The sequence below is a fragment of the Streptomyces mesophilus genome, assembly GCF_040300965.1.
Classification (GTDB): Bacteria; Actinomycetota; Actinomycetes; order Streptomycetales; family Streptomycetaceae; genus Streptomyces; species Streptomyces mesophilus_A.
The window spans coordinates 1-24660 of the sequence record NZ_JBEPEW010000012.1 but is presented as its reverse complement, the minus strand read 5'-3'; the positions used below and the strand labels follow the sequence as shown (position 1 = coordinate 24660).

27 protein-coding genes and 1 rRNA gene are annotated in these 24660 nt (G+C 69.6%); 18 read left to right on the top strand and 10 right to left on the bottom strand.

The features are described from left to right. Positions 1-18 precede the first annotated feature (18 nt). The 3 genes from fabG to ABT367_RS06985 all read left to right on the top strand — a co-directional run bounded on the left by fabG (position 19) and on the right by ABT367_RS06985 (position 2072). A complete protein-coding gene (gene fabG, locus ABT367_RS06995) occupies positions 19-735 on the top strand; it encodes a 3-oxoacyl-[acyl-carrier-protein] reductase (protein ID WP_352250379.1) in 717 nt (238 codons plus the stop codon). Between the two features lie 2 nt (positions 736-737). After that, on the top strand, positions 738-1505 hold the full coding sequence (gene fabI, locus ABT367_RS06990; protein ID WP_352250377.1) for an enoyl-ACP reductase FabI: 768 nt from the start codon (positions 738-740) through the stop codon (positions 1503-1505). Between the two features lie 219 nt (positions 1506-1724). Then, a complete protein-coding gene (locus ABT367_RS06985) occupies positions 1725-2072 on the top strand; it encodes a hypothetical protein (protein WP_352250504.1) in 348 nt (115 codons plus the stop codon). A 4-nt stretch (positions 2073-2076) separates the two neighbouring features. Here the strand turns inward: ABT367_RS06985 and ABT367_RS06980 are convergent, their stop codons facing one another. Then, positions 2077-2760 carry a FadR/GntR family transcriptional regulator gene (locus tag ABT367_RS06980; protein WP_165336175.1) on the bottom strand — a complete coding sequence of 228 codons (684 nt, stop codon included), beginning with the start codon at positions 2758-2760 and terminating at the stop codon, positions 2077-2079. A gap of 114 nt (positions 2761-2874) precedes the next feature. Here ABT367_RS06980 and ABT367_RS06975 point away from each other — a divergent pair, with 114 nt between their 5' ends. The 4 genes from ABT367_RS06975 (at position 2875) to ABT367_RS06960 (ending at position 5403) form a co-directional block, all read left to right on the top strand. Next, positions 2875-4149: a CynX/NimT family MFS transporter gene (locus ABT367_RS06975; RefSeq protein ID WP_352250375.1), complete on the top strand. Its 1275-nt coding sequence runs from the start codon at positions 2875-2877 to the stop codon at positions 4147-4149. Between the two features lie 60 nt (positions 4150-4209). After that, positions 4210-4326, top strand: a complete 117-nt coding sequence (locus ABT367_RS06970; protein ID WP_267913067.1) for an SGM_5486 family transporter-associated protein — start codon at positions 4210-4212, stop codon at positions 4324-4326. Between the two features lie 227 nt (positions 4327-4553). Continuing rightward, positions 4554-4754, top strand: coding sequence for a hypothetical protein (locus ABT367_RS06965; protein ID WP_352250373.1), 201 nt, complete (start codon positions 4554-4556; stop codon positions 4752-4754). Between the two features lie 130 nt (positions 4755-4884). Further along, positions 4885-5403 (top strand): SixA phosphatase family protein, encoded by a 519-nt coding sequence (locus tag ABT367_RS06960; protein ID WP_352250371.1) that lies wholly within the window; start codon positions 4885-4887, stop codon positions 5401-5403. A 115-nt stretch (positions 5404-5518) separates the two neighbouring features. On the opposite strand, the gene serB is transcribed toward ABT367_RS06960, so the two are convergent. Both serB and ABT367_RS06950 read right to left on the bottom strand, forming a co-directional pair. Beyond that, on the bottom strand, positions 5519-6736 hold the full coding sequence (gene serB / locus ABT367_RS06955) for a phosphoserine phosphatase SerB (RefSeq protein WP_352250369.1): 1218 nt from the start codon (positions 6734-6736) through the stop codon (positions 5519-5521). A gap of 122 nt (positions 6737-6858) precedes the next feature. Continuing rightward, entirely contained in the window at positions 6859-8421 is a 1563-nt protein-coding gene (locus ABT367_RS06950) for a streptophobe family protein (RefSeq protein ID WP_352250367.1), read from the bottom strand. A gap of 282 nt (positions 8422-8703) precedes the next feature. Between ABT367_RS06950 and ABT367_RS06945 the strand changes: the two genes are divergently transcribed. Then, a complete protein-coding gene (locus ABT367_RS06945; protein WP_352250365.1) occupies positions 8704-11223 on the top strand; it encodes an ABC transporter ATP-binding protein/permease in 2520 nt (839 codons plus the stop codon). 83 nt (positions 11224-11306) lie between these two features. Here ABT367_RS06945 and ABT367_RS06940 read toward each other — a convergent pair whose 3' ends face one another. The 3 genes from ABT367_RS06940 to ABT367_RS06930 form a co-directional block, all read right to left on the bottom strand. Further along, positions 11307-12011, bottom strand: coding sequence for a transglycosylase SLT domain-containing protein (locus tag ABT367_RS06940; RefSeq protein ID WP_352250363.1), 705 nt, complete (start codon positions 12009-12011; stop codon positions 11307-11309). A 297-nt stretch (positions 12012-12308) separates the two neighbouring features. Then, a complete protein-coding gene (locus ABT367_RS06935; RefSeq protein WP_352250361.1) occupies positions 12309-13394 on the bottom strand; it encodes an S-adenosylmethionine:tRNA ribosyltransferase-isomerase in 1086 nt (361 codons plus the stop codon). Then, positions 13391-14089 (bottom strand): SDR family NAD(P)-dependent oxidoreductase, encoded by a 699-nt coding sequence (locus ABT367_RS06930; RefSeq protein ID WP_352250359.1) that lies wholly within the window; start codon positions 14087-14089, stop codon positions 13391-13393. Before ABT367_RS06930 ends, ABT367_RS06935 begins: the two co-directional genes overlap by 4 nt. 171 nt (positions 14090-14260) lie before the next feature. On the opposite strand from ABT367_RS06930, the gene ABT367_RS06925 reads away from it, so the two are divergent. The 4 genes from ABT367_RS06925 (at position 14261) to ABT367_RS06910 (ending at position 16982) form a co-directional block, all read left to right on the top strand. After that, complete coding sequence (locus ABT367_RS06925) at positions 14261-15406, top strand: GAF domain-containing sensor histidine kinase (RefSeq protein ID WP_352250357.1); 1146 nt, start codon at positions 14261-14263, stop codon at positions 15404-15406. After that, a complete protein-coding gene (locus ABT367_RS06920; protein ID WP_352250355.1) occupies positions 15399-16043 on the top strand; it encodes a response regulator transcription factor in 645 nt (214 codons plus the stop codon). The genes ABT367_RS06925 and ABT367_RS06920 overlap by 8 nt, the downstream gene beginning before the upstream one ends. 183 nt (positions 16044-16226) lie before the next feature. Then, entirely contained in the window at positions 16227-16472 is a 246-nt protein-coding gene (locus ABT367_RS06915; RefSeq protein WP_352250353.1) for a chaplin, read from the top strand. A 267-nt stretch (positions 16473-16739) separates the two neighbouring features. Next, positions 16740-16982, top strand: a complete 243-nt coding sequence (locus tag ABT367_RS06910) for a chaplin (RefSeq protein ID WP_165335359.1) — start codon at positions 16740-16742, stop codon at positions 16980-16982. A gap of 97 nt (positions 16983-17079) precedes the next feature. On the opposite strand, the gene ABT367_RS06905 is transcribed toward ABT367_RS06910, so the two are convergent. Continuing rightward, on the bottom strand, positions 17080-17871 hold the full coding sequence (locus ABT367_RS06905) for a hypothetical protein (RefSeq protein ID WP_352250351.1): 792 nt from the start codon (positions 17869-17871) through the stop codon (positions 17080-17082). Between the two features lie 120 nt (positions 17872-17991). Between ABT367_RS06905 and ABT367_RS06900 the strand changes: the two genes are divergently transcribed. The 4 genes from ABT367_RS06900 (at position 17992) to ABT367_RS06885 (ending at position 21151) form a co-directional block, all read left to right on the top strand. Beyond that, complete coding sequence (locus tag ABT367_RS06900; RefSeq protein ID WP_352250502.1) at positions 17992-18783, top strand: ABC transporter ATP-binding protein; 792 nt, start codon at positions 17992-17994, stop codon at positions 18781-18783. A gap of 75 nt (positions 18784-18858) precedes the next feature. Further along, the gene (locus tag ABT367_RS06895; RefSeq protein WP_352250349.1) at positions 18859-19290 is read left to right on the top strand and encodes an NfeD family protein; all 432 of its coding nucleotides are present in this window, start codon (positions 18859-18861) and stop codon (positions 19288-19290) included. A 136-nt stretch (positions 19291-19426) separates the two neighbouring features. Continuing rightward, on the top strand, positions 19427-20377 hold the full coding sequence (locus ABT367_RS06890) for an SPFH domain-containing protein (RefSeq protein WP_352250348.1): 951 nt from the start codon (positions 19427-19429) through the stop codon (positions 20375-20377). A gap of 6 nt (positions 20378-20383) precedes the next feature. Continuing rightward, positions 20384-21151 carry a sulfite exporter TauE/SafE family protein gene (locus ABT367_RS06885; RefSeq protein ID WP_352250346.1) on the top strand — a complete coding sequence of 256 codons (768 nt, stop codon included), beginning with the start codon at positions 20384-20386 and terminating at the stop codon, positions 21149-21151. 63 nt (positions 21152-21214) lie between these two features. On the opposite strand, the gene ABT367_RS06880 is transcribed toward ABT367_RS06885, so the two are convergent. From ABT367_RS06880 to ABT367_RS06870, 3 genes are all read right to left on the bottom strand, one after another. Continuing rightward, positions 21215-21724: an HNH endonuclease gene (locus ABT367_RS06880; protein ID WP_352250344.1), complete on the bottom strand. Its 510-nt coding sequence runs from the start codon at positions 21722-21724 to the stop codon at positions 21215-21217. A 156-nt stretch (positions 21725-21880) separates the two neighbouring features. Beyond that, a complete protein-coding gene (locus ABT367_RS06875) occupies positions 21881-22417 on the bottom strand; it encodes a YbhB/YbcL family Raf kinase inhibitor-like protein (protein ID WP_352250342.1) in 537 nt (178 codons plus the stop codon). 42 nt (positions 22418-22459) lie between these two features. Next, positions 22460-23242, bottom strand: coding sequence for a sporulation protein (locus ABT367_RS06870; protein WP_352250340.1), 783 nt, complete (start codon positions 23240-23242; stop codon positions 22460-22462). Positions 23243-23401: 159 nt separating this feature from the next. On the opposite strand from ABT367_RS06870, the gene ABT367_RS06865 reads away from it, so the two are divergent. Together ABT367_RS06865 and ABT367_RS06860 are read left to right on the top strand one after the other, a co-directional pair. Beyond that, entirely contained in the window at positions 23402-24043 is a 642-nt protein-coding gene (locus ABT367_RS06865) for a DNA-3-methyladenine glycosylase (RefSeq protein WP_352250338.1), read from the top strand. A gap of 542 nt (positions 24044-24585) precedes the next feature. Further along, positions 24586-24660: ribosomal RNA gene (locus ABT367_RS06860) — 16S ribosomal RNA — on the top strand; the annotation flags it as partial.

The following is a 24660-nucleotide window of genomic DNA, read 5'->3' as shown; positions in this document are numbered from 1 at the left end:
TATCGAAAGGGTGATCCGTTGAGCCGCTCGGTTCTCGTCACCGGAGGAAACCGGGGCATCGGCCTCGCCATCGCCCATGCGTTCGCCGAGGCCGGCGACAGGGTCGCGATCACGTACCGCTCGGGCGAACCCGCGGAGCTGGAGAAGCGGGGCTTCCTCGCCGTCAAGTGCGACATCACCGACACCGAGCAGGTGGACCAGGCCTACAAGGAGATCGAGGAGAAGCACGGTCCCGTCGAGGTGCTCGTCGCGAATGCCGGCGTCACCAAGGACCAGCTCCTCATGCGGATGTCCGAGGAGGACTTCACCTCCGTCCTGGACACCAACCTCACCGGCACCTTCCGTGTGGTCAAGCGCGCCAACCGCGGCATGCTGCGCGCCAAGAAGGGCCGCGTCGTCCTGATCTCCTCGGTGGTCGGTCTGCTCGGCTCCGCGGGCCAGGCGAACTACGCCGCCTCCAAGGCCGCCCTCGTCGGCTTCGCGCGCTCGCTCGCCCGTGAGCTGGGCTCGCGCAACATCACTTTCAACGTCGTCGCACCGGGTTTCGTCGACACCGACATGACCAAGGTGCTCACCGACGAGCAGCGCGCGGGCATCGTCTCGCAGGTGCCGCTCGGCCGGTACGCGCAGCCGGAGGAGATCGCCGCCGCGGTCCAGTTCCTGGCCTCCGACAACGCTTCGTACATCACTGGTGCCGTCATCCCCGTTGACGGCGGATTGGGCATGGGTCACTGACCATGAGCGGAATTCTCGACGGCAAGCGCATCCTCATCACGGGTGTGCTGATGGAGTCCTCCATCGCCTTCCACGCCGCCAAGCTGGCGCAGGAGCAGGGCGCGGAGATCATCCTGACCGCCTTCCCGCGGCCGACGCTCACCGAGCGCATCGCGAAGAAGCTGCCCAAGCCCACGACCGTCCTCGAGCTGGACGTCACCAACGACGAGCACCTCGCCGGCCTCGCCGACAAGGTCCGCGCCGATCTGGGCGGCATCGACGGCATCGTGCACTCCATCGGCTTCGCGCCGCAGGACGCCCTGGGCGGCAACTTCCTCGACACCCCCTTCGAGTCGGTGTCGACGGCCATGCACGTCTCCGCGTACTCGCTGAAGTCCCTGACGATGGCCTGCAAGCCGCTCATGGAGAACGGCGGCTCGGTCGTCGGTCTCACCTTCGACGCCCAGTTCGCCTGGCCGCAGTACGACTGGATGGGCCCGGCCAAGGCCGCCCTCGAGGCGACCAACCGCTACATGGCGCGCTACCTCGGCCCGGAGAACATCCGCTGCAACCTGGTCTCGGCGGGTCCGCTCGGCTCGATGGCCGCGAAGTCCATCCCGGGCTTCTCCGACCTGGCCTCGGTCTGGGACAACCGCTCCCCGCTGGAGTGGAAGCTGGACGACCCGGAGCCCACCGGCCGCGCCATCGTCGCCCTGCTGTCGGACTGGTTCCCGAAGACCACCGGCGAGATCATCCACGTCGACGGCGGTCTGCACGCTGTGGGCGCCTGATTTCTCGTACGGGGATGGGGCGCCGCAACCGGTGCCGCACCCCCTCGGAGGCCCCGTTTCCCGGATCACCGGGAAACGGGGCCTCCCTCGTTCGGTCCCCCTCGCCCTGCGCCCCGCGCCCGAACACCGCACTCTGGAAGTCCAGTTCCCCCCCTTGAGGTGCAGCCGCGACGGCAGTGACTGCCGTGCCGCGGTACGGCCGAGGAGGTCTTCCGAGTGGTGCGCAGGATGCGGCGGTACGGACCCCTCCTCGCGGGGCTGAGCCTGCTGCTGTTCCTGCCGTCCGGCACCGCGCCCACGCCGGCCGCCGCCGAGCCCGCCCCGCCGGAGCGCCCCTTCGGGGCGACCTGCCGCACGGCCGTCGAGGGCGCCCGCGTCACCGCGTACTGCCACAACCCGTATCCCGAGACGGACCACGTACGTCTGCACATCGAGTGCGACCGGTGGTGGGACATCGACTCGGACGCGGTGGCGGTCGCGGCGGAACCCGCGCTGACCGTGCGTCTGACCGGACGCTGCTGGAAGGAAGTCCGCTCGGCCTGGGTCAGCCACAACCCCCTGCCATGACGCCTCAGCGGTCCCGGAAGCGCTCCGGTCCGCACAGGAACGGATAGCTCGCGGCCTCCGTCGCCGCAGCCTCGGCGTTCTGGCCGCGGATCGCGTCGAGCAGCCGCGTGTGGTCCATGTGGTTCTCGGGCCGCAGCGTCTCGCCGATGTCGTCGCGCAGCCAGGACCGCAGCACATCGCCCAGATCCGCGTACAGATCCGTCAGGACGTCGTTGTGCGCGGCCGACACCACCGCGAGGTGGAAGGTCGCGTCCGCGTCGACGAACGCCTCGCGGTCACCGGACTCCCAGGCCTCCTCACGCCGTACGAGCAGCGCGTCCAACTGCTTGAGGTCGCGCTCGGTGCGCCGCTCGGCGGCCAGCTTGGCGCCGGCCGACTCCAGCGTGGCGCGCAGCTCGGCGATATGGCGGGGATCGGCGTCGGCGAAGCGCTGCTGCATCACCCCGGCCAGCTCGCTCGTGGCGACGACATACGTGCCCGAGCCCTGGCGGATGTCAAGGAGCCCGTTGTGCGCGAGCGCGCGCACCGCCTCGCGCACGGTGTTGCGGGCGACGCCCAGCTGCTCGACCAGCTCCGGCTCGGTGGGGATGCGCGAGCCGACCGGCCACTCGCCCGAGGTGATCTGGTTCCTGAGCTCGGCGATCACCTGGTCGGCGAGTGCCGAGCGCCGCGGGGACGACAGGGGCATGGGGCTCTTCCTTCGGCGCGAGCGATACGGGACGACCGTACAGCCGACGGTGCCGCGGACGTGGCCGGGGACCGACTGGACAGCCAATCATCCCATGATTCTATGATGGCTCTCATGGTCAGTGAGAAGTCGACAGTTCTGCCCGCATCCGAAGCGGCCCCGAGCAGCAGCGCACAGCCCGGGCCCGCCTCGGCCGCGCGCACCTGGGGTGTGCCCTTCGTGATCGCCGGCATCGTCCTGGCCGCCCTCAATCTGCGCCCGGCCATCACCAGCCTCGGCGCCCTGCTCGAAGAGGTACGCGTCGGACTCGGCATGAGCGGCTCCGTCGCCGGTGTCCTCACCTCCGTACCGCCCCTGTGCTTCGCCGTCTTCGGCAGCCTCGCCCCGCGCCTGGCCCGGCGCTTCGGACCGGTGGCCGTGGTCAGCGGCGGCATGGCCGCGATAGCCACCGGCCTCCTCGTGCGCCCCTTCACGGGCAGCACCGCGGCCTTCCTCGCCACCAGTGCGCTGGCGCTCGCGGGCATAGCGGTCTCCAACGTGCTGATGCCGGTGGTCATCAAGGAGTGGTTCCCGCAGCGCGTGGGCTCGATGACCGGGCTCTACTCGATGGCCCTCGCGCTCGGCACCTCGCTCGCGGCCGCGATCACCGTGCCGGTGACCGAGGCGCTCGGCGGCAACTGGAAGACGGGGCTTGCCGTTTGGGCCGCGCTGGCCGCCGCCGCGGTGCTGCCGTGGCTGCCGGTGCTGCGGGGGCGCCGGTCGGACACGGCCGAGCGGAAGGCCTCCCCGCAGCCGACGGCGAAGCTCAAGATCACGCGCAGCCGTACGGCGTGGTCGCTCGCCGTGTTCTTCGGGCTCCAGGCCACCGGTGCGTACATCACGATGGGCTGGATGCCGCAGATCTTCCGTGACGCGGGGGTCTCGGCCGGTACGGCCGGTGTGCTGCTCGCGATCACCATGGCGGTGGGTGTGCCGCTGTCGTTCGTGATCCCGCGGATGGCCGCCCGGATGAACCACCAGGGCCCGATCGTCGTCGCCCTCGGCGTCTGCGGCCTGATCGGCTACACCGGCCTCTACCTCGCACCCGCGGGCGGCGCCTGGGTGTGGGCGCTGGTGCTCGGCATCTCCAACTGCTCGTTCCCGCTGGCCCTGACCATGGTGGGAATGCGGGCCCGTACGGGCCCGGGTGTGGTGCAGCTGTCGGCCTTCGCGCAGAGCGCGGGCTATCTGCTCTCGATCCCGGGACCGCTGCTCGTCGGTGTGCTGTACCAGCACAGCGGCGGCTGGGAGGCGCCGATCGTGCTGATGGGTGCGCTGCTCGTGCCGCAGATCCTCTTCGGTGTGATGGCCGGGCGGCAGCGGACCGTCGAGGACGAGTGCGCGGGCTGAGCGCCCGAGGGGCCGACCCCCGGCGGCGGGGGAGTGCGCAAAGGGTGCGAGACTGGCCGTATGCCTGTGCTCGACCCGCACCCCAAGAACGGCCAGAAGAAGCTGCTCGCCGTGTTCGGCGCCATGATGGCCATCACCGTGATCATCGGCATCATCGCCACGATCGTCTCGCCCTGACGCCGGTCGCTTCCGGCCCAGTCGCGGGCCGCCCGATCCGAGCTTCCCGCCCTCATGGTGGGGCTAGCTCCACCATCCCCTAGGGGGCTGGTGTCAGGGTCAAGTGGGTGGATCGCCGGATGGGTTGGAGGCCCGCGCTTCCGTAGGTTCTTCAGTAGGCCGCGCAGCATCGATCCGCGGCACCGCCGCGAGGACGCGGCGGACGGACCTGAAGACCCGGAGGCGTCATGTCGGCCCCAGCGCACACCCGCTCCCCGCAGCAGGCCCGCGCGCAGGCCCGGCTGCCCTGGTGGGGAATCGTCCTGCCGGTGATCGCCTTCGCCGTGCTGTTCATGATCGTGCTGCACCCCGCCGAGGCACAGGCCGCGACCGGTGACCCCGCGGTCGGGGACTTTCTCGGGCGGCTCAAGGAAACCTTGATCCCGTGAGGATGTTCCGTATCGGGTGAGCGCGTCGTTCCGCGCCCCGTGGGATCACAGTGAGCCGGCCGTCACCCTTCAAGGGGGAGCCCGCCAACTCCCTGCGCCGCGTGGCGCGTTTCGTGCGAAGCTGGGACACATGAGTGTCGATACACCGCGCAGGCTCGTCCTCCTCAGGCACGCCAAGGCCGACTGGCCCCAGATCGCCGACCACGAAAGGCCGTTGGCCGAGCGGGGCCGCAAGGACGCCCCCGTCGCGGGCCGTCGGCTCGCGGAGAGCGGGATCGCCTTCGACCTGGCCGTCTGCTCCACTGCCGCCCGCACCCGGGAGACCTGGAAGCTGGCCGTGGGCGAGCTGCCGCAGCGTCCGAAGACCGTGTACGAGGAGAGGGTGTACGAGGCCTCTCCGGGCGAGCTGATCGCCGTGCTCAACGAGACACCGGACGACGTCGCCGACCTGCTCCTGATCGGCCACAACCCGGGCGTGCACGGCCTGGCCGACGTCCTCGCGGGCTCGGCCGAGGGCGACTCCGGGGTCCGCATGGAGCGCCGTGGCTTCCCGACCTCGGCGCTCGCGATGCTGACCTTCAAGGGGTCGTGGAAGTCCTTGGAGCCTGGCGTGGCGACGCTGTTCGACTACTGGGCTCCGAACGAGTAGCGCGACAACTCGCTTCATCCGAAGCGCGACAACTCGCTTCATCCGATACGTGATCGAGGGCCCCGGCGCCGTGCCGGGGCCCTCACCGTTGCCACGTCCGTGGCGTCCGCGCCGCCTACGCGTCCCTGGCGTCCGCGGCCTCGACCTCTTCGCGCGTGACGCCCAGGAGGTAGAGCACCGTGTCGAGGAACGGGAAGTTCACCGCGGTGTGCGCGGCCTCCCGTACGACAGGCTTGGCGTTGAACGCGACGCCGAGACCTGCCGCATTGAGCATGTCGAGGTCGTTGGCGCCGTCGCCGATCGCCACTGTCTGCGCGAGCGGTACGCCGGCCTCCGCGGCGAAGCGGCGCAGGAGCCGGGCCTTGCCGGCCCGGTCCACGATGTCGCCGGTGACCTTGCCGGTCAGCTTGCCGTCGACGATCTCCAGGGTGTTGGCGTGCGCGAAGTCGAGCCCCAGGCGCTCCATCAGGTCGTCCGTGACCTGAGTGAAACCGCCCGAGACCACGCCGACTTGGTACCCGAGCCGCTTGAGCGTGCGCACCAGGGTCCGCGCGCCGGGCGTGAGCCGTACCTCGGCCCGCACCTTCTCGACGACCGAGACGTCCAGGCCCTTGAGGAGGGCCACGCGGGCGTGCAGCGACTGCTCGAAGTCCAGCTCGCCGCGCATCGCGGCGTTGGTGACCTCGGCGACCTGCTCCTCGCAGCCGGCGTGCGCGGCGAACAGCTCGATGACCTCGTCCTGGATGAGCGTCGAATCGACATCCATCACGACGAGCCGCTGGGCGCGCCGGTGCAGCCCCGCCGAGACCACCGCGACATCGACACCGAGCGCCGCGGCCTCGGGGGCGAGCGCGGTGCGCAGCGGCTCGGTCGGGGTGCCGGAGACGGCGAACTCCACGGCGGTGACGGGGTACTTGGCGAGCCGGAAGATGCGGTCGATGTTGCCGCCGGTCGCGGTGATGCGCGCGGCGATCGCGGCGGTGGACTCGGCGGTCAGGGGGTGGCCGAGCACGGTGACGTGCGAGCGGCCCTCGCCGCGCGGGCGGTTGTCGCCCACCCCCGAGATGATCTCGGCCTGCAGCTTCAGCGAATCGGCCCAGCTGTGCACGGTCGACCGCAGCTCGCCCTCGAGCCCGGCGGCGGGCTCGGTGACGAGCGCGCAGAGCACGATCCGTCCCCGGGTGACGACCTGTTCGAGGTCGACGACGTCCACGGAGAAGGCGGCAAGGGTGTCGAAGAGCCCGGCGGTGATACCGGGCCGGTCCTTGCCGAAGATCTTGACGAGGAGAGTGGGGACGTCGGCGGTGGCCTGCGGGGGCTGCGGTGCGCTCATGGTGGGGAACACGGTAGCGGGCGCGGGTGAACGGGTGGTGGGGTGTCCCGGGTGGTGGGACGGGCGGGTTGCGGAGGTCCTGTCGGGTGCGGGCCGTTGCGCCTGCGGCGGGGAGGGGAAACTCAGCGCTTCCGCCGGCCGCCCCCACCCGATGGCCACTCATCCGGAGGCGGAGGCGGCGGATCCCGGAACTCATCCGGCAGCTGCAGATACGGATTCGTATGCGGATTGGACGGCCGGAACGGCGGCGCCGGATCGTACGGCCCCGACACCCCGGCCCCCTCCGCCGGATCCACCTCAGGCCCGGGCACGCCCACCCCGGCGAACCTCGCCACCCGCCCACCCGCAGCCCCGCTCGCGTAAGCCAGGAACGCCCCGAGACCCCCGGCCCCCGCTCCCCAGACGGCACCGAGCAGCAGCCCCATCCCGGCCTGCCCCTGCAGCGACAACCCCGCGCCGAAGGCGTCGAAACCGAGCACGGACAGCGAGGCGGTCGCGGACACCGTGGTGAGCCATACCAGGAGCGGGACGACCAGGGCGGTCACGAGACCGAGCCGCAGTGCACACCGCCCCGCGAACCCCGCCGCCGAATGCGAGCCCACCGGCGTACGCGCCGCGGTGAGCACCCCCGCGAACAGCATCATCACCGCGACCGCCACCACGAGCAGCCACACCCGCCCGTCGAGCTCGGCAAGCCGCCCGACCGTCGCCGGCTCGTCCGCGGAAGCGCTGAAGAACTCGTCGAGCGGCGCCGGAAGCACCTCGGTCAGGGCCCCCGTGACCTTGCCGTCCCAGGGCACGAACATGCCGAGCGGCACCGCGAGCCACACCCCGTTGGGCGCCCCGAGCAGCGCGGCCCCCGCGATCCGCCCGGGATGGTCGTCGCCGATCGCCGCGTACGCCGCGGCCGCGAGCCCCGCCGCCACCGCCACCAACAGCACGGTCACCAGTGCCGAGACGGCCGGCCGCACGGCCCGGTGCAGGAACGTCAGCGCCGCCGGAAGGGGCGTACGACGGGAGACGAGCAGCGCGATGACCAGCACCCCGAGCACCCACACCAGGGCACCGAGCAGCGAAGGACCCGTGTCCACGGAGAAGCCGACCGCCGCCTCGGCCTCGACGAGATCGCCGAGCCGGTCCGGCAGCAGGTCCCCGATACCGCCCGGCAGATCGTCCGTGAGGCCGCCGTCCGGGAGTTGATCGAGCCCGAGCGAGGCGCCGTCGAACGTGATGACGTCGTGGCCGGCCCAGGCGAGCCCGGCGATCATCGCCAGGAAGAGCACCGCCACCGCGCCGGCCCGCGCGGCCAGCTCCCGGGGCGAGATCTCAACTCCCAGGGCCCGTAAGGACCGTAGGAAGAAGAAGGCGAGCAGGAGCGCGCCGGCCAGGCCGACGCCCAGCGGAGTCACCTCTATCGCGGTGGTCGCCTCCGCACCCTCCAGACCGAACGCCGAGACATCGCCCGACGGTGTCACCGAACCGCCCACACCGAGCACCACGGCCGCCGCCGTCATCGGCCCCAGCGAACCCGCGGTGTCGGCGCCGAGCAGATGGAGACCGAGCGCCGCGACGCCGGCCATGCCGACGAGAGCCCAGCTCACACAGGCGATCGCCGTGAGCAGCACATCTCCCCAGCGGATACGCCGTACTTGGCCGGCCGCCGCAGTAGACCGCGTCGCGCTCATCGGCCGTCCCCCGATCCGTAGAGCTTTGTCTGTTTGAGCCGGACAATCCGTTTAAGGCGTTTACTGAAGGTTGCGCATGATCCGCGTGCACCTATGCGTGATTACCACTCTCCGGGGCGGTTTCCGGACAGTCAACGGGGCGAACAATGAGGCAGCTACGGACTCTTCACAAGGCCCGACTTTCGGACAGGGGGCTGAGCCTGAAATAGTTCCCCACGATGTTCGACATCCCTAGACTCCCCATGACGGGGCCAATCGGGGGACAACGTAGTGGGGCATGGAGTGCCGGAACTCGTACTGGAATTGAACGGACGGACCTGGACCCTGGATCCGTCCAGGTCATACACGCTCGGACGCGACCCGGGCGGTGATGTGGCGATCGACGACGCGCGGGTTTCCTGGCGTCACGCCACCATCAGCTGGGGCGGCCGGAGTTGGGTCATCGAGGACCACGGCTCGACGAACGGAACGTTCGTCCAGGGCCAGCGGATCCATCAGATGGAGATCGGCCCGGGCTCGGCGGTGCATCTGGGCAACGCCACCGACGGCCCGCGCCTGAAGCTCACCGGGGCAGGCGCCGCCGCGGCGGTCGCTCCCCAGCAGGCCCCCGCACAGCAGGCGCAGCACCAGGCGCGCCAGCCGCAGGCCGCGCCCCAGCAGGGCGGACCCGGCTGGTCGCAGCAGCACCAGCCGCCGACGCCGCAGCAGAACGTGCCCCAGCAGCAGGGCTGGCAGCAGCAGCCCGCGCCGCAGGTCCCGCAGCAGGGCGGCTCCGCGGGGGCGCCGCCGGTCTACGGGGACCGCAGCCCCACCACGTTCCACCAGCTGGCCCTCGGCCGCGTGATGCGGATCGGCCGTGCGCTCGAGAACGAACTGGTCGTCTCCGACCTCCAGGTCTCGCGCCACCACGCCGAGTTCCACGCGACGCCGGACGGCCGGATGGAGATCCGCGACCTCGGCTCGCACAACGGCACGTATGTCAACGGTATGCCGGTCGCCAAGGGCGGTACCGCCCTGCTCGGCCCCAACGACATCGTCGGTGTCGGCCACTCGACGTTCCGTGTCGTGGGCGGCCAGCTCGAGGAGTTCGTCGACACCGGTGAGGTCTCCTTCTCGGCCCGCCATCTGACGGTCACCGTCGACGGCGGCAAGCAGATCCTCAAGGACGTCTCCTTCGGCGTCCCGGAGAAGTCGCTCGTCGCGGTCATCGGCCCGTCGGGTTCCGGCAAGTCGACGCTCCTGAAGGCGCTCACGGGTTACCGCCCGGCCAACCAGGGCGATGTCCTCTACGACAACCGAAACCTGTACAAGCAGTTCGCCGAGCTGCGCCAGCGCATCGGTCTGGTTCCGCAGGACGACATCCTGCACAAGGAACTGACCGTCCGTACCGCGCTCAAGTACGCCGCCAAGCTGCGCTTCCCCGCGGACACCACGCAGGCCGAGCGCGCCGCGCGGATCGACGAGGTCCTGCGCGAGCTCAAGCTCGACATCCACAAGGACAAGAAGATCACCTCGCTCTCGGGTGGTCAGCGCAAGCGTGTCTCGGTGGCCCTGGAGCTCCTGACCAAGCCGTCGCTGATCTTCCTGGACGAGCCCACCTCGGGCCTCGACCCGGGCATGGACCGCGACGTCATGCAGCTGCTGCGCGGCCTCGCGGACGACGGCCGCACGGTCCTGGTCGTCACGCACTCCGTGGCCGAGCTTGCCGTCTGCGACAAGCTGCTCGTGATGGCGCCCGGCGGCTCGGTGGCCTACTTCGGCCCGCCGGAGGAGGCGCTCAACTTCTTCGGCTACACCACCTGGGCCGATGTCTTCTCGGCCTTCGAGAACTACCGCGACTACGACTGGGCGGGCCGCTGGAAGGGCTCGCAGCACTACCAGATGTACGCGGCCGACATCGACGCCGTCGCCGCGCAGCCCGTGCAGATGCCGCCGATGCAGCAGATGCGCCCGCCCAAGCCGCAGGGCTGGTTCTCGCAGCTGGGCACGCTGGTGCGCCGCTATGTCTCGGTGATCGCGTCGGACAAGGGCTTCATGGCCCTGATGGTGATCCTGCCGGCGGTGCTCGGCGTGGTCTCCACGCTGATCAACCCCGACCACGGCCTCAAGCCGGGGCCGAGGGGACCGAACACCGGCGCGCCCACGGTCCTGCTCATCCTCGCCGTCGGCGCCTGCTTCGCCGGTGCCGCCAACTCGGTGCGTGAGCTGATCAAGGAGCGGGTCATCTACGAACGGGAACGGGCCACGGGCCTGTCCCGCTCCGCGTACCTGATGTCCAAGGTGATCGTGCTCGGAGTGATCACCGCGCTGCAGGGCGCCCTCATCGGTGCCATCGGCTTCGGCGTGGTCGAGGTGCCCGACGAGGGCCTGATCCTGGGCTCGTCGGTGAAGGTGGAGCTCGCGCTGCCGATCATGGCGCTCGGATTCACCTCGATGATGTTCGGCCTGGTCATCTCGTCCCTGGTGAAGACCGCCGAGAAGACCATGCCGCTCCTGGTGATGTTCGCGATCATCCAGGTCGTCTTCACCGGCTGCCTCGTCACGCTCAACGGAGCGGTCGGCGTCAACCAGCTCTCCTTCCTTATGCCGTCCCGCTGGGCGGTGGCCGCCTCGGGCAGCACGCTGGACCTGAACACGCTGTTCCCGAACGAGGACGACCCCACCCTGAAGGACCCGCTGTGGGAACCCGAGACGGCCACGTGGCTCCTCGACATGGGCTGCCTGATCGCGATCGGCGTGGTGCTCGGCTTCGTGGTGGCGCGTCTGCTGCGTCGGCACGAGCCCGAGGTCATGCGGAAGTAACCGCGGTCGTACGACGCCGAAGGGCGGCACCCCGTGTGGGGTGCCGCCCTTCGGCGTTGGAGCCTGTCGCTGAGCAAACAGGCTCAGTAGGCGCTGTTCACGTTGTCGATCGAGCCGTACCGGTCGGCCGCGTAGTTGGACGCGGCGACGATGTTGGAGACCGGGTTGTACTGGTTGTGCTCGGTTCCGTCGACGTGGTACGCGTCGAAGGTCGGCTTGATGACCTGCAGCAGACCGATGGAAGGCACGCCGTTCTGGGCGTTGATGTCCCAGTTGTTGATGGCGTTGGGGTTGCCGGACGACTCGCGCATCACGTTCTTGTAGATGCCGTTGTACGTACCGGGTATGCCTTCCTTCTTCATGATGTCGAGGGCCTGGCGGATCCAGCCGTCGAGGTTGTTGGCGTAGACCGGCTTGCGGGCGGCGGCCCGGCTCGCGGCCTCCTTCGCCTCGCGCTCCTTCTTCGCCTTGGCGTCGGCCTCGGCCTTTGCCTTGGCCTCGGCCTTGGCCTTGGCGTCCGCCTCGGCCTTCGCCTGCTTCGCGGCGGCGTCGTCGGCGTCCGTGGCGGCCGCGACGTGCTGCTTGGCGACGGTGGCCTGGACGTCCTTGTTGACGGTGAAGGCGACGGGCGCGGCGGAGATGTCGGCGGCGGCCTGCGAGGTCTCGGCGGCGTTGCCCGGCACGACGGAGACCGCGAGAGCAGCGGCGCCGAGGACGGCGACGCCGGCCATCGAGATCTTCTGGCTCTTGGTCAGGGTGGCCTGGCCAGTGGTGCGGTGCTTGGGCATGACGAATGGACCTCTTCGAATAGCGGGGTCGCTCGCCTTTCCGTACCGGAAGCGAATTCCGGCTTTCCCGCGCTGTGGCCTGTGGAGCCACCGCGCCGAGCGACGGGAGCCATTCTTAGCGGCCGCAAAATTCCGTGGCAAAGGTGTGACGTACGAAGGCGCTTAGTGGATCAGGTACCGGGACCTAAGTCCTGAATGGGGCGTTCTGGCCGACCAGAGGCCCCCTAGGGGTCTACTAGGGGGCCTCGTAAGTGACCTGCGTCCTATGCGCGGGCTCACATCGAACACGTAACAGTCTCACCAAACGTTGCCAGAGCAATTCATTGAGTCACAGCCCTCATTCGGAAGGATGAGGTGACTGTCCCCGAACTCATGCCAGAGGTAGAGCCCGCGTACTGCCTGCGCATAAGAGCGCTCCAACGCGGGCTTTCCCGCAATGGCTTCGAGCATCAGAAGATGCGAGGCCTCGGGCTCGTGCAGCCCGGTGAGAAGCCCGTCCACGACCCGCACTCCGCGCTCCGGAGTCACCACGAGGTCCGTCCAGCCCGCGGCCGGCCGCACCACACCGTCGGGTCCGGCAGCCGACTCGACGGCACGTACGCCGGTCGTGCCGACCGCGATGATCCTGCCGCCGCCGGCCTTCGCCGCGTTGATCAGCCGGGCGGAGGCGGCAGGCACCTCGAAGCGCTCGGGATACGGCGGTTCATGCGCCTCGGCCGAGGCGACCCCCGTATGCAAGGTCACCGGAGCGAACTGCACACCCCGGCTTACCAGCTCCGCCACGAGCCGCGCGGTGAACGGCCGCCCCGCACTCGGCATCTCCGCCGAGCCGAGCCCGCCGGGCTGCGGCAGCGCGAAGACCGTCTGATACGCGGCCGGCGGCTGGTCCTTCCTTGTGTACGAGTAGCGGATGGGCCGCCCGTACCGGGCGAGCAGCGCCGGCACATCCGTCCCCGGCACCCGCGCCCACCACAGGCGGGTCCCCGCGGGATCCAGCGGCTCCTCCAGTACGAGAGCGGCTCCGCCCTTCAGGGTCACCACCCCCGGTCCGCTCGCCCGCGCCCGCGTGGTGCCCCGCTCGTCGGGCTCGCGCAGCTCCACGGCCCAGCGCCCGTCGTCGCCGAGCGTGGAGAAGTGGACGACGACTCGCTCCGTACCGATCAGGCCGTCGACCGCCGCCGCCAGTGTCGGAGACGTATTGACGATGAGGAGATCACCGGCGCGCAGGAGCCCGGGCAGCGCACGGAAGGCATGGTGCGAGACCGCCGTACCGCGCGAGACGAGCAGCCGCACCGAGTCCCGGTCCCGCCCCGGGCCGCGCTGCTCCGCGGGTTCGCGCGCCGAGAGCTCCTCGGGAACCCGCAGCGCGTCCAGGACGCTCACAGCGTCTCCAGGAGCGAAGGCGCCGCGTACCGCCCGCTGGCCGGCCGCTCGTCGAGCAGCCTCAGGAACGCGGGCACGACCGTCTCGGGTCCGGGCCGCCCCGAGTCGTCGTCCAGCGGAACGGCGGCCTGGTAGAGAGCGGTCCGCATGTCGCCCGGGTCCACCGCCCACACCCGAAGCCCCGGCTCCTCCACACCGAGCACCGCGGTCAGCTGGTCGAGCGCCGCCTTCGAGGCCCCGTAACCGCCCCAGGTCTCGTACGCCTCGGCCGCCGCGTCCGAACTCAGCGCGATCACCGCCCCGGCCGCCGACTCCCGCAGCAGCGGCAGTGCCTCCTGTACGAGGCCCAGCGGCGCCACCACGTTGGTCTCCAGCGCCTCGCGCAGTCCGTCGAGCGAGTGCTGTTCCAGGCGTACGAGCGGTTCCGCGCCCAGCACGCTCGCGTTGTTCACCAGCAGATCGAGCCCGCCCAGATCACGCGCCGCGGCGACGAGCGCCGAACGGTGCCAGGCGTCCGTGACCGTGCCCGGCAGCGCCACCACCCGCGTGCCGTACGTACCCAGCTCCTCGGCCGTCTTCGTCAGCGCGTCCGCGGACCGCGCGTCGACGACCAGATCCCAGCCCCGTCCGGCGAGCGCGCCGGCGAGCGCCTTGCCGAACCCCTTCGAAGCCCCCGTGATGATCGCAACCGGCATGATGACCGTCCCCTCTGTACGTCGCTGCCCCCAACGTAGGAACCCGGACCTCCTCGGCACCTCGTACGCGAGGCCCGCTCGTGCAAGGTCCTTCGGACTACGCCCCGGGTCCTAGTCGGGGGCGGTCGAAGGCCCGATACGGGGGTCAGGACCCGCCGGTACGGTGTGTCCATGACCGACGGCCCCCGATCCGGCCTGTACGCCGTGAGCACCGCGCTCCTGGCGATGAGCAGGCATCTCGAAGTACGCGACGTCCTCAAGACGATCGTGGCCTCGGCCCGTGAACTCCTCGACGCCCAGTACGCGGCGCTCGGCGTGCCCGACGACCACGGCGGCTTCGCGCAGTTCGTGGTGGACGGGGTGAGCGACGAGCAGTGGAAGGCCATCGGACCGCTGCCACGCCAGCACGGCATCCTCGCCGCGATGCTCCACGAGGAGCACGCCGAACGGCTCGCGGACGTCCGCAAGGACCCGCGCTTCGGCGGCTGGCCCTCCGCGCACCCCGACATGTCGGACTTCCTCGGCCTGCCCATCCGCGACGGCGACGAGACCCTCGGCGCGCTCTTCCTGGCGAACAAGAACTGCCCCAAGCCGGACGGCGGTTGCGGCTTCACCGAGGAGGACGAGGAACTGCTCGGCATACTCGCCCAGCACGCCGCCATCGCCCTCACCAACGCCCGCCTGTACGAGCGCAGCCGCGAGCTGACGATCGCCGAGGAACGCACCCGCCTCGCCCATGAACTGCACGACGCCGTCAGCCAGAAGCTGTTCTCGCTGCGCCTGACCGCCCAGGCGGCCGCCAAGCTGATCGACCGCGATCCGGTGCGCGCGAAGGGCGAGCTCCAGCAGGTGGCCGCGCTCGCGGCCGAAGCCGCCGACGAACTGCGCGCCGCCGTCACCGAGTTGCGGCCCGCCGCCCTCGACGAGGACGGCCTGGTCGCCACGTTGCGCACCCATATCCAGGTCCTCGACCGCGCCCACGCCCCACAGGTCACCTTCCGCTGCGAGGGCGTACGGGCCCTGCCCGCCTCGCAGGAGGAGGCCATGCTCCGCGTCGCGCAGGAGGCCCTGCACAACGCGCTGCGCCACTCCGGCGCCGCCCGGGTCGACGTCGTACTGGAGAAGCGCGGCCAGGGTGCGGTGCTGCGGATCGCCGACGACGGCCAGGGATTCGAACCACGCGAGACCCGGCGGGCCGGACGCCACCTCGGCCTTGTCTCCATGCGGGACCGGGCAGGCGGTGTCGGCGGCCGGCTGACGGTGGAATCGGCGCCCGGCAAGGGCACCACGATCGAGATGGAGGTGCCCGGTGGCTGACAAGGTGATTCGTGTACTGCTGGTGGACGACCACCAGGTCGTCCGGCGGGGACTGCGCACCTTCCTGGAGATCCAGGAGGACATCGAGGTCGTCGGCGAGGCCTCGGACGGCGCCGAAGGCGTCGAGCGCGCCGAGGAGTTGAAGCCCGACGTGGTCCTGATGGACGTCAAGATGCCCGGCATGGACGGCGTCGAGGCGCTGCGCAAGCTGCGCGAACTGGCCAATCCCGCCCGGGTGTTGATCGTCACCAGCTTCACCGAGCAGCGCACGGTCGTCCCCGCGCTCAAGGCGGGCGCGGCGGGTTACGTCTACAAGGACGTGGACCCGGACGCCCTCGCGGGCGCGATCCGCTCCGTCCACGCGGGTCACGTCCTGCTCCAGCCCGAGGTGGCGGGGGCGCTGCTCGCCCAGGACGAGAGCAACGGGGCGCAGGGGCGCGGCGGTTCACTCACCGAGCGCGAGCGCGAGGTGCTCGGTCTGATCGCCGACGGACGGTCCAACCGGGAAATCGCACGCGCGCTCGTCCTGTCGGAGAAGACCGTCAAGACCCACGTATCGAACATCCTCATGAAACTCGACCTCGCCGACCGGACCCAGGCCGCCCTGTGGGCCGTACGGCATGGACTGAACGGCTGATCAGGGGCGATCGCCGCTGGGCAGGACCGTTTCGTCAACGCCCGGATGCGGACCGTCGTGTTCCGGACTGAGATTCATACTGTCGTGTGGATGTCCCCTGGGCGGCGCATCCCGAGCGGACGTGGGCCGTTCTCCTTGCATGCCGCGGCGGCTGGCCGTGGCAATCGCAAGGAGGACACAGAAGTGAAGAACCTGAAGAAGGCTGCAGCCGTCACGATGGTGGCGGGTGGCCTGGTTGCCGCCGGTGCCGGTCTCGCGTCCGCCACGGATGGTGCGCACGCCGACGGCAAGGCCACCAAGTCGCCGGGCGTCGCCTCGGGCAACCTCGTCCAGGTGCCGGTCCACGTGCCGGTCAACGCCTGTGGCAACACCGTCTCCGTGATCGGTGCCCTGAACCCGGCCTTCGGCAACGACTGCTTCAACGGCTGACGTTCGCCAAGGTCGAGGCACTGACCAACCGGCCCTCCAGGCACTGCCTGGGGGGCCGGTCGCGTGTCCGGGGCGCGTGCGTCCTGGGTGCGCGTGCGCGAGGGCGTTCCGCAGATCTTCGGCCTATTGATCCAAACGGGGGGCATCCTGCCGCGGTCCGTGTCATCCGGACGGCCCATGCGTTCTTCAGCGTGCGACCCCGCGGCTGGGGTCGCTGAACACTGAACTCCCGCACTCTGTGCGGGACTTGTATGGAGGAACAACCTCATGAACTTCGCCAAGAAGGCCGCCCTGGTCGTCGCCGCCGCTTCGATGGCCGCGGGCGCCTCCGCCGGTGCCGCGTTCGCCGACTCCGACGCGGACGCCAACGCCGCTCAGAGCCCGGGCGTCGGCTCCGGCAACAGCGTCCAGGTGCCGGCCCACGTGCCCGTGAACGTCGGCGGCAACTCCGCCAACGTCATCGGTGCGCTGAACCCGGCGTTCGGCAACGCGCTCTCGAACGCCAGCTGACCCGCAGCACCCCGGAGCCCCGCGACCACCTCCCGGTTCGCGGGGCTTTCCGCTGCCCGCGCGGGCTCGCCCCCTGAGGCGGCGCGACCCCGCCGCCTCAGCCCCGCAACAGCTCCTCCACATACGCGTTGTACGCGGCCACCTGCGCCCTGCGCGCCGTACGCTCCACCGGCCGCAGCGCCTCGGCCCGCGCCCCCATCTCGGAGGCGCTGACGGCCCCGCCGTGCCCGTTCTCCTGCGCCACGGAGATCAGCAGCCCGACCCGCTGCGCCAGCTCCAACACCCGTACCGCACGCGGCGGGTACCCCGGAGCGAGCACCTCACGTCCCCGCTCCGCGCGCGCCCGGTACGCGTCCACGGCCGCCTCGGCGACCGGCCCCGAGCCCGCGACGTCCAGCTTCGTGAGCAGCGCCGTCGCCTCCCGCAGCGCCTCGGCCAGCTCGCGCTCAGCCTCACCGAGCGAGGGCACATCGGCGGGCGGCGCCTCCCGCACCGGCAGGCAGTGCCAGAGAACCTCCACGTGGACGTCGGCCGCATCCGGACCGGAACCCGCCTCGTACACCTCGGGTACGAGCCCGAGCGCGACCCCCTGGCAGATCACGGCCTCCTCCGCCTCGAGGGCCCGCGTGTTGAACTCCGCCGGACCGCTGAGACCCAGCGGATGCCCGGGCGCCGGCAGCGCGACCCGCAGCCCCTTGGCACCGAGCGCCCGCAGCCGGCCGAGCGCGAGCGTCAGGCCGACCGGCCCCGATTCACCCGGCAGCCCCTCGACGCGGTGAACGGCGTCCTCGCCGACGATGGCGAGCACGGCCTCATCGGGCGAGACAAGTCCGGCAATCAGTGCATTACCCCAAGAGGCCAACTGGCCCGAGCGTGGTTCCGTGAGCATGGACACCAGACTAAGGACCGTACTGACGACAGGAGCCTCCCCCCGGTGGCGTAGGTTTTCCCTGGGGGCGGCGTTTACTGACGCTCGCAAGTTCCGATACGCATGGGAGACAGCACGCTCATGAGCGATGTGCTCGAGCTGGAGGACGTGTCCGTGGTCCGAGGGGGCCGCGCACTGGTGGACCAGGTCTCCTGGTCGGTGAAGGAGGGGGAGCGCTGGGTCATCCTCGGCCCCAACGGCGCCGGCAAGACGACACTGCTCAATGTCGCCTCCAGCTACCTGTTCCCGAGCAAGGGCACCGCGACCATCCTCGGTGACACCCTCGGCAAGGTCGATGTCTTCGAGCTGCGCCCCCGCATCGGCATGGCCGGTATCGCCATCGCCGACAAGCTCCCCAAGAGCCAGACCGTCCTGCAGACCGTGCTCACCGCCGCGTACGGCATGACCGCCGGCTGGAACGAGCAGTACGAGGACGTCGACGAGCAGCGCGCCCGTGCCTTCCTCGACCGGCTCGGCATGTCCGACTTCCTGGACCGCAAGTTCGGCACCCTCTCCGAGGGTGAGCGCAAGCGCACCATGATCGCCCGCGCCCTGATGACCGACCCCGAGCTCCTGCTCCTGGACGAGCCCGCCGCCGGCCTCGACCTCGGCGGCCGCGAGGACCTGGTCCGCCGCCTCGGCCGCCTGGCGCGCGACCCCATCGCCCCCTCGATGATCATGGTCACGCACCACGTCGAGGAGATCGCCCCCGGCTTCACCCACGTCCTGATGATCCGCCAGGGCAAGGTCCTGGCCGCAGGGCCCCTGGAGCTGGAACTGACCTCCCGCAACCTGTCGTTGTGCTTCGGCCTCCCGCTCGTGGTCGAACAGGTCGGCGACCGCTGGACGGCGCAGGGCCTGCCGATCTCCTGACCCCGTAACAACCCTCACCGGAGAGCAGCACAGGGGCACGCGCACCCTGTCCCGGGCAGGTCCCCCGCCCCTACCATGAACACCATGGACCCTTGGGTGTGGTGGCTGATCGGCGCGGTAGTCCTGGGCATTGCGCTCGTGATCACCGCGATGCCCGAACTCGGGATGCTCTCCGCCGGTGCAGTGGCCGCCGCCGTGACCTACGGTCTCGGCGGCGACGTCGTCCTCCAGGTGATCGTCTTCGCCGCCGTCTCGGTCGCGGGCATCGCCGTCGTACGGCCGGTCGCCGCCCGCCATGGCGCGCAGCGGCCCCAACTCGCCACCGGAGTCGACGCGTTGAAGGGCAAACAGGCCGTCGTCCTGGAACGGGTCGACGGCCGTGGCGGCCGGATCAAGCTCAACGGCGAGGTCTGGTCGGCCCGTTCACTCGACGCGGCGCAGGCGTACGACGTGGGCCAACAGGTCGACGTGGTGGACATCGACGGCGCCACCGCCGTCGTGATGTGACGGGTGGCGTGATCTGGCAGTTCACAGGTCACGGCACACGCAGGTCTGACAGACTCGGTCAGCAAGATCTTCCGTACGTATGCGAACTGCGCAGCGTATTCAGGCGTATTCAGGCTCGAAGGGCACGGGGAGCGCGATGCAACCGGTCATCATCGTCCTCATCATCCTGGTGGTGTTGGTCTTCATCGCCCTGATCAAGACGATCCAGGTGATCCCTCAGGCCAGCGCCGCCATCGTCGAGCGCTTCGGCCGCTACACCCGCACGCTGAACGCGGGACTGAACATCGTCGTCCCGTTCATCGACTCGATCCGCAACCGGATCGACCTGCGCGAACAGGTCGTCCCGTTCCCGCCCCAGCCGGTGATCACCCAGGACAACCTGGTCGTCAACATCGACACCGTCATCTACTACCAGGTGACCGACGCCCGGGCCGCCACGTACGAAGTCGCCTCCTACATCCAGGCGATCGAGCAGCTCACCGTCACCACGCTCCGCAACATCATCGGTGGCATGGACCTGGAGCGGACCCTGACCTCCCGCGAGGAGATCAACGCGGCGCTGCGCGGTGTCCTCGACGAGGCCACCGGCAAGTGGGGCATCCGCGTCAACCGCGTCGAGCTCAAGGCGATCGAACCGCCCACCTCCATCCAGGACTCGATGGAGAAGCAGATGCGGGCCGACCGTGACAAGCGCGCGGCGATCCTCACCGCGGAAGGCATCCGCCAGTCCCAGATCCTCACCGCCGAAGGCGAGAAGCAGTCGGCGATCCTGCGCGCCGAAGGTGAGGCCAAGGCGGCCGCCCTGCGCGCGGAAGGCGAAGCACAGGCGATCCGTACGGTCTTCGAGTCCATCCACGCCGGCGACCCCGACCAGAAGCTGCTCTCGTACCAGTACCTCCAGATGCTGCCGAAGATCGCCGAGGGCGACGCCAACAAGCTCTGGATCGTGCCCAGCGAGATCGGCGACGCCCTCAAGGGCCTGTCGGGCGCGTTCGGCAACTTCGGCGGCGGAGGGCTCGGCCCCAACGTAGGGCCACAGGCCGGTCCACCCGCGACGGAGCGCCGCGAACAGCCTCCGCTCGACTGACCCGCGGTGACCGCCTGGGAAATGGTCGGGGTCCTTGCCGCCGGATTCGGTGCAGGGGCCATCAATACGGTCGTCGGCTCCGGGACCCTCATCACCTTCCCGGTACTGCTCGCCATCGGCCTGCCGCCCGTCACCGCCACCGTCTCCAACGGACTCGGTCTGCTCCCGGGCTTCGCCGGCGGAGTCTTCGGCTACCGCCGTGAACTGGCCGGCCAGCGGGCTCGCGTCCTGCGCTTCGGCATCGTTGTCACCGCGGGCGGTCTGTGCGGAGCGATCCTGCTCCTGACGCTGCCGCACTCCGCGTTCGAAATGATCGTGCCGGTCCTCGTCGGCCTGGCGCTCGTCCTGATCGCCCTCCAGCCCTGGATCACCAAGGCCCTGCAGCGCCGCCGCGAACGCAAGGGACAGCCGGGCAGCGAGTTCGGCGGCCCCTGGCTGCACATCGGCCTGTTCCTCGCGAGCGTCTACGGCGGCTACTTCACCGCCGCCCAAGGCATCCTCTACATGGCCCTGATGGGCATGTTCCTCGGCGAATCCCTGCAGCGCACCAACGCGGTCAAGAACATCCTGGCCGCCATGGTCAACGCGGTGGCCGCCCTGTTCTTCCTCTTCGCCGCCCACTTCGACTGGACCGTGGTCCTGCTGCTCGCCGCCGGCTCCTTGGTGGGCGGCTTCGTCGGCGGCACGTACGGCCGCCGCATCCCTTCGGCCTGGCTGCGCGGCCTGATCGTGGCGGTGGGCACGGTGGCCTTGGTACAGCTGATCCTGCGCTGATACGGAAGTGGCCCGCCTCCCCGAGGAGACGGGCCACCCCACCGATACGGAACGTATGACCGCTTACGCGGCCGCCGACTGCGTCAGCCACTCCGGCAGCGCACTGCGGTCATCCGCCGCCAAGGCGAACAGCATCGCGTCGCTCGGCGTCGGTACGAACGGCTCGAACAGCAGCGGCATCCCGGCCTGCTCCGGAGTCCGGTCCGCCTTGCGGTGATTGTCGGCCGCACACGAGGCCACCGTGTTCAGCCAGGTGTCCCCACCGCCCTGCGCACGCGGCACGACGTGGTCGATCGTGTTGGCCCGGCTGCCGCAGTAGGCGCACTTGTTGCGGTCCCTGATCAAGACACCCCGCCTCGACCAGGGAGCGTGTCTTCGGAACGGCACCCTTACGTACCGGCAGAGCCTGATCACCCGAGGCACCGGCAGCTCCACCGCGGCCGCGCGCATGCGCAGTTCGGGGTGGGCCTGCTCGACGACGGCCTTGTCGGTCAGAACCAGCACAACAGCTCGGTTCAACGTCACCGTCGACAGCGGCTCGAAGCTCGCGTTCAGCACCAGCGTGTCCCGCATCTCGCCCACCCTCCCGTGCGCACCAGCCCACCCCCTCGGCGGACTGGGATCAACTCTGGCCGGGCGGGCTGATCTGGACAACGCATTAAAAATGCCCGCTCCTGATCACTTCCATGACCAGGAGCGGGCAAACAGCCGGTGAAGGCTCAGTTTCGCTCAGTTCTCATCAGGTGCCTCGTACTCACCGATGAGCTGCGCACGCGCCAGCGTGTGGAACCGGAGATTGAAGCCGACGAAGGCCGGCGACGCGTCCGCGTCGGGGCCCAGCTTCTCCTGGTCCACCGCGTACACGGTGAAGACATAGCGGTGCGAGCCGTCTCCGGGCGGGGGAGCGGCACCACCGAAGTCCTTCGTCCCGTAGTCGTTGCGCGCATGCACCGCGCCCTCGGGCAGCCCCTCGAACTTGCCGCTGCCGGCACCGGCCGGCAACTCGGTGACCGAGGCCGGAATGTCGAAGAGCACCCAGTGCCAGAACCCGCTGCCCGTAGGGGCATCCGGGTCGTAACACGTCACCGCGAAGCTCTTGGTCTCCGCGGGGAACCCTTCCCACCGCAGCTGCGGCGAGACATTGTCCTTCGCGAACACCTGGGCATCGCCCAGGACTTCACCCGGCGCGACATCGTCGCTCAGCACCGTGAACGACGGCACCTGGGGGTGGAAATCATGGGGGAGCGGGCGCCTCTTGTCCGTCACGTCAAACCTCCGGTCGGCAGTCTCGGGTCTGTGCCTTCGAGCCTAGGCCCAGTTGCGCTTCCCGCCGACCTGGGACAGCCACTCGTTCAGGTAGGCGTTCCAGTCGGTGCCCTGGTAGTTGTTCAGACCCACCTTGAAGGCACGGAAGGTGTCGCCACCCGTGTTGAACAGACCCGGCTTCTTGTCCATCTCGAGCACGACGTCCATCTCACGGTCATCGGCCACGAAGGACAGCTCGACCTGGCTCAGACCCTGGTACTGCGACGGCGGGAAGAACTCGATCTCCTGGTAGAACGGCAGCTTCTGCCGCGTACCGCGGATGTGACCTCGCTCCATGTCCGCACTCTTGAAGCGGAAGCCCAGCTGGATGAAGGCGTCGAGAATCGCCTGCTGCGCCGGCAGCGGGTGCACGTTGACCGGGTCCAGATCACCGGAGTCGACCGCACGCGCGATCTCCAGCTCGGTGGTCACCCCGATGTTCATGCCGCGCAGGGGCTGCCCGTCGATCGTGGTGATCGGCGTCTCCCACGGAATCTCGAGCCCGAACTGCACCGCGTGCAGCGCATTGGCCTTCAGCTCGAATGCACCACCGAGACGCTGCTTGGTGAACTCGATGTCCTGCTTGACCTCCTGGTCACCACCCTCGACCTCGACCCGCGCCTGCAGACCGACCGAGAGGGCCTCGATCTGCTGATCGACGGACCCGCCCTGAATGCGGACCTCGCCCTGGACGACGCCGCCCGGCACCACATTGGCCTCGGTCAGCACCGTCTCCACCGAAGCGCCACCGGCACCCATGCTCGCAAGCAGCCTCTTGAACCCCATGTCAGTCCTCCCCGTGCCGCACGAAGACGGCCCGTATTGATCAGCGATCTCTCTCTACAAACGCGAACCGGCAGGCGCTGGTTCCGGCCCACACCCTTCCAAGCGCCGGGCCCCCTGACCACCCACCCGTACAGAACCTTTGCACTACGCTCGTACGCCATGATCGCGGCCCCCGACCGTACGCCCCTGCCCCGCTCGTTCTTCGACCGCCCCGTACTGGAGGTGGCCCCCGACCTCCTGGGACGCATCCTCGTCCGCACGACTCCCGACGGTCCGATCGCGCTGCGTCTCACAGAGGTGGAGGCGTACGCGGGTGAGGCCGACCCAGGCTCGCACGCCTATCGCGGCCGCACCGCCCGCAACGGCGTGATGTTCGGCCCGCCCGGCCACGCGTACGTCTACTTCACGTACGGCATGTGGCACTGCCTCAACTTCGTCTGCGGCCCGGAGGGCTTCGCGAGCGGGGTCCTGCTGCGCGCCGGCGAGATCGTCGAGGGCGCCGAGCTCACCCGGCACCGACGGCTATCGGCCCGCAATGACAAGGAACTGGCCAAAGGCCCGGCCCGCCTCGCCACGGCCCTGGACGTCGACCGAGCCCTCGACGGCACGGACGTCTGCGCCGGCCCGGACGCCCCGCTCTCCATCTATACGGGTACGCCCGTGCCCTCCGACCAGGTACGCAACGGTCCCCGTACCGGTGTCTCCGGTGAGGGCGGGGTGCACCCCTGGCGCTTCTGGATCGCCAACGACCCGACCGTCAGCCCTTATCGGGCCCATACGCCCCGACGGCGGACGTCCTGACGGGACTTGACGCGGCTCCGGGGGATCCGTAATGTAGCCCGAGCCGCTTGAACCGGGTACTGCCTTCGACAGCAGCCGGAAGCGGCCAAACCACTACTGCGACTTCCCTCAACGGGGTCCATTTCGGCATGCCGAAATTAGATCCCGGGACTCGATTATGAGTTGCCGAAGGAATCCGCTAACGTAGTGAATGTCGAAAGGCCGCAAGGCCGAATAGACAGCCGAAAGGCAGCCGAAAGGCGAATCCCGCCGACTGGGAATCAGGCCCGAAAGGATCTGATAGAGTCGGAAACACCGAAGGGAAGCCCGGAGGAAAGCCCGAGAGGGTGAGTACAAAGGAAGCGTCCGTTCCTTGAGAACTCAACAGCGTGCCAAAAGTCAACGCCAGATTGACAACCCCGTCTCGACCATTTTTGGTCGGACGCGGTTCCTTTGAAAAGTCCTTCCAATGGAAGGCACATCAGCGAGGACGCTGAGAACTGGAAGCTTATTCCGCTTCCGGTTCCGCTCAACGCGGATGCTCACCCGATTACGGGTAAACATTCACGGAGAGTTTGATCCTGGCTCAGGACGAACGCTGGCGGCGTGCTTAACACATGCAAGTCGAACGATGAACC